The sequence below is a fragment of the Mesobacillus sp. genome, from assembly GCF_049588175.1.
GTDB lineage: Bacteria > Bacillota > Bacilli > Bacillales > Cytobacillaceae > Mesobacillus.
In genome coordinates this window covers 1-4183 of record NZ_JBAVFI010000217.1, presented here as the reverse complement: position 1 = coordinate 4183, position 4183 = coordinate 1, and the positions used below count along the sequence as shown (strand labels likewise).

The 4183-nt window shown below is 46.7% G+C and carries 3 protein-coding genes and 1 pseudogene; all 4 read right to left on the bottom strand.

The features are described 5' to 3' along the window. The coding region (locus WB217_RS05445; RefSeq protein ID WP_423991389.1) for a DNA ligase LigA-related protein at positions 1–506 on the bottom strand (506 nt) is incomplete at its 3' end. A gap of 81 nt (positions 507–587) precedes the next feature. Then, positions 588–2810, bottom strand: coding sequence for a DNA helicase PcrA (pcrA, locus tag WB217_RS05440; protein WP_423991387.1), 2223 nt, complete (start codon positions 2808–2810; stop codon positions 588–590). A 139-nt stretch (positions 2811–2949) separates the two neighbouring features. Next, positions 2950–3639 carry a heptaprenylglyceryl phosphate synthase gene (locus WB217_RS05435; protein WP_423991385.1) on the bottom strand — a complete coding sequence of 230 codons (690 nt, stop codon included), beginning with the start codon at positions 3637–3639 and terminating at the stop codon, positions 2950–2952. Between the two features lie 297 nt (positions 3640–3936). Continuing rightward, positions 3937–4158, bottom strand: a pseudogene (locus tag WB217_RS05430) (DUF3231 family protein); the annotation flags it as partial. Positions 4159–4183 lie beyond the last annotated feature (25 nt).

The window sequence follows — 4183 nt, the reverse complement described above, 5'->3', positions numbered from 1 at the left end:
CCGCGAACCTCCAGCGAAACAGGATCCTTCAGGCGGATCGGCAGGGAGCGGATTGTCGTAAGATTAGACGTAATATCCTCACCTGTCGTCCCATCGCCTCGAGTCGCCCCGCGGACAAACATACCGTCTTCATAAATAAGTGAAACAGCAAGTCCATCAATTTTCAGCTCACATACATATGAAACCTTATCGCCGACACCTTGACGCACACGGCGGTCAAAGTCGCGAAGGTCCTGCTCATCAAAAGCATTTCCGAGACTTAACATTGGGATCGCATGCTGCACCTTGTTGAACATCGATAAAATCTCGCCGCCGATACGCCTTGTTGGAGAATCCGGCGTCTGCAATTCAGGGTACTGCTCTTCGACTTCAATCAATTCTCTTAATAATCTGTCGTATTCTGCATCCGGAACCGACGGCTGGTCGAGAACATAATATTCATATCCATATTGATTAAGCAGATTTTGCAAATCCTTGGCCTTTTTTTCAGCACTCTGAAAATCCATAAATCCAGCCCTTTCATAACTAGCGTTAAATTTAATGATGATTACGCTTTTTGGATTGGAGCAAATTTTACAAGCAGTCGTTTACGCCTTTTGAATCGGCGCGAATTTTGCCAGCAGCCGTTTGATTCCTGTTGGGCTTGGGAACGCAATATCAAGCTCCATTCCTTCTCCGGAACCTTTTACGCTGACAACTGTGCCTGTTCCCCACTTGCCGTGCTGCGCTTTGTCTCCAACCTTCCAGCCGATTCCCTCGCCGCCGCTTGTTGCTGCGACTGGACGGGCAACTGCACCTCGCTGTGGCATAGCTGTTCTTGCCGCTGGTCTGCCGCCGCTTGATGGAGCAGTTCTCTTTGGTTTCGGAGCTGCATCCTCGACCAGTTCAGCCGGGATTTCCTTGATGAACCTTGATTCTGGATTCATGTTCGTACGTCCAAACAAGGTACGCATCTGGGCATTCGTAATGAACAACTCTTCCTCGGCACGTGTAATTCCCACATAAGCAAGACGACGTTCTTCCTCCATCTCCATCTCTTCCATCAATGAACGGCTGTGAGGGAATACTCCCTCTTCCATCCCGATTAAGAAAACGACTGGGAACTCAAGGCCCTTTGCGGAGTGGAGCGTCATCAGCGTGACAACATCCGTCTTCTTCTGGCCGTCATCATCGAGACGATCAATATCAGCGACCAGCGCCAAGTCTGTAAGGAACGCGACAAGGGTTTTATCTTCACTGCTTTCTTCAAAGCTCTTTGTAACAGTTAAAAATTCATCCAAGTTCTCAAGCCGGCTCTGGCTTTCAATTGATTTTTCAGCCTTAAGCATTTCACGGTAACCAGATTTATCAAGGATTTCCTCAACAAGCTCGGTAACAGACAGATACTCCTGCTGGTGAGTATAGTTCCTGATCAGGTTACGAAACTCAATCGCTGCTTTTTCTGCTTTCGGACTGAGGCCGATCATTTCAATCGTCTCAAGCGCATGGTACATCGACATATCATGCATCGTAGCGAAGTTGGCGATTTTATCGATTGAAGTGGAACCAATCGCTCGCTTAGGCACATTGATGACCCTCTGCAAACTGATATCATCATCAGGGTTTGAAATCAAACGAAGATACGCAAGGACATCCTTGATTTCTTTTCTGTCATAGAACTTGATGCCGCCGACAATGTTGTAATCAATATTTGACTTCAGGAATGATTCCTCGATTACACGCGACTGGGCGTTCGTTCTGTATAAAATCGCCATGTCAGACAGCTTTCGGCCGTTCCTCAGGAGCTCCTGGATTCTGCCGATGACAAACTGGGCTTCACCCTGTTCGCTGTCCGCGCGATAGTACATAATTTTGTTCCCTTCAGCATTTTCAGTCCAAAGATTCTTCGGCTTACGGTTCATATTGTTCTGGATCACCATATTGGCCGCTAAAAGAATCTTCTTGGTTGAACGGTAGTTTTGCTCTAGTAAAATTACAGACGCATTCGGGTAATCCTTTTCGAATGAAAGGATATTTGCAATGTCCGCCCCGCGCCAGCGATAGATCGACTGGTCCGAGTCACCGACTACACAAAGGTTCTGGAAACGCTGGGCCAGTAATTTCACAAGCATATACTGCGCCCTGTTTGTATCCTGGTACTCATCGACGTGAATATACTGGAACTTGCGCTGATAGTATTCAAGAACCTCAGGCACACGAATGAACAATGTAATCGTCGACATGATCAGGTCATCGAAATCGAGCGCATTATTTTTGCGAAGCCTGCGTTGATATTCCTCGTACACGTCGCTGACCTTCTGCGAGAAGTAATCGCCAGCTGTTTTCGCGTATTCCTCTGGCGTGATCAGTTCATTTTTCGCCGAGCTGATTGTTCCAAGAATCGCACGCGGATCGAACTTCTTCGGATCCATGTTCTTTTCTTTTAAAATCGACTTAATAACAGACTGCTGGTCAGTCGAATCAAGAATCGTGAAATTACGGTTGAAGCCAAGACGATCGATGTCCCTTCGCAAAATACGAACACACATCGAGTGGAAGGTCGAAATCCAGATATTATCTGCCGCGCCGCCCATCATCTTTTGGATCCTCTCACGCATCTCGCGCGCTGCTTTATTCGTAAACGTAATCGCAAGGATGTTATAAGGATTTACCCCTTTTTCCACCATTAAATACGCAATTCTGTGAGTCAAAACTCTCGTCTTACCACTGCCCGCACCAGCCATCAACAATAACGGCCCGTCCAATGTCTTGACAGCCCTCTGCTGCTCCGGGTTCAAACCATTCAATAATTTATCCGTCAAAAATTGCACATTCCTCACCACCATACAAACATTTGTTCTTATTTTATATCAAAAACCAAAAGTAGACAATCACACACATCAACGCACTACCGCACTGGGGGTCAGACCCCCACCACTTCACCGCACCGGGGGTCAGACCCCCAGCGCATTAACGTACTGAAGCAGCTGCTACTGTTTTTAGTGCTTCTTCGAGGTTGCTGTAGACTACATTTCCTACGACGATTACGTCTGCGTGGGCCGCCATTTCGGCTGCCTGCTGTGCTGTTTCGATTCCGCCTCCGTAGAAGAGGACGGTCTTTTCAAGTGCGCCTTTTGCTGCTTTGACGAGCTCTGGCTCGCCATATGTGCCGCTGTATTCTAAATAGAAGATTGGCAGGTTGAACATTTTTTCTGCCATCATCGCATAGGCTCTGACATCTTCAATGTCCAAATCTGTCTTGGCATCGGTGAGCTTGGCTGCCTTGCATTCTGGATTCAGGATGCAATAGCCTTCCATTATAATCTCGTCCCAATCCATCAAATCGCCGTATTCCTTCACTGCTTCGTGATGCAAGCCGGTAATCCACTGCGGATTGCCGCTGTTGAGCACTGTCGGGATAAAGTAAAAATCGAATCCCGGTGTGATAGAATCGATGGTCGAAACCTCAAGAATGCAAGGGACTGTGTAACGGCGCACTCGGGACATTAAATCAAGGACTCCTTCAAGAGTGACTCCATCGGTCCCTCCTACCATGATCGCGTCGGTTCCAGACTCGCAGATTCTATCAAGTTCTTCATCAGTTATTTCTTTATTTGGATCGAGTTTAAACACATGTCGCCACTCGCGAACATCGTACATCCTTGAATTGCCCCCATTCTATATTTCCATTCCACCATTATAGCATTTGTTCTCTCCAGACAAAAAGGAAACATCAGGTTAAGAGACAATTTCCAATAGGGGAGATTAGAATGCCTATTAGGTAATTTCACAGCCAGGATCGTGCAGTACTCTCATCAAAAAAATTACCCGTATGATTCCAGCAAAAAGAGCCTGCATCAGCAAGCTCCACAAAACATTATTGAAACGAATGCACTTTAACACATCACCGCGCTGGGGGTCTGACCCCCAGCGCGTTAATGTGTTAAATCTTCTGTTTTATTCTGTCGCCAGTTTGTTCCGGTCAAGGGCTTGCGGGGGTTGTTCCATCCAGCTGTTTTCGATCAGCAGGTCTGCTGCATCTTCTGCAAATAGTGCAACGTTCATCATGGATTTTCCGTAGAGCAGTCCGATATCCTTTCTTCCATTGACCGCCATTGAATTTCCAAAAGACCTGACCTTCATGGCGAACATATCTGCCTTATGGAAAAGCATAATTTTATCTGAAAAAGGCTATGTTGTAGAC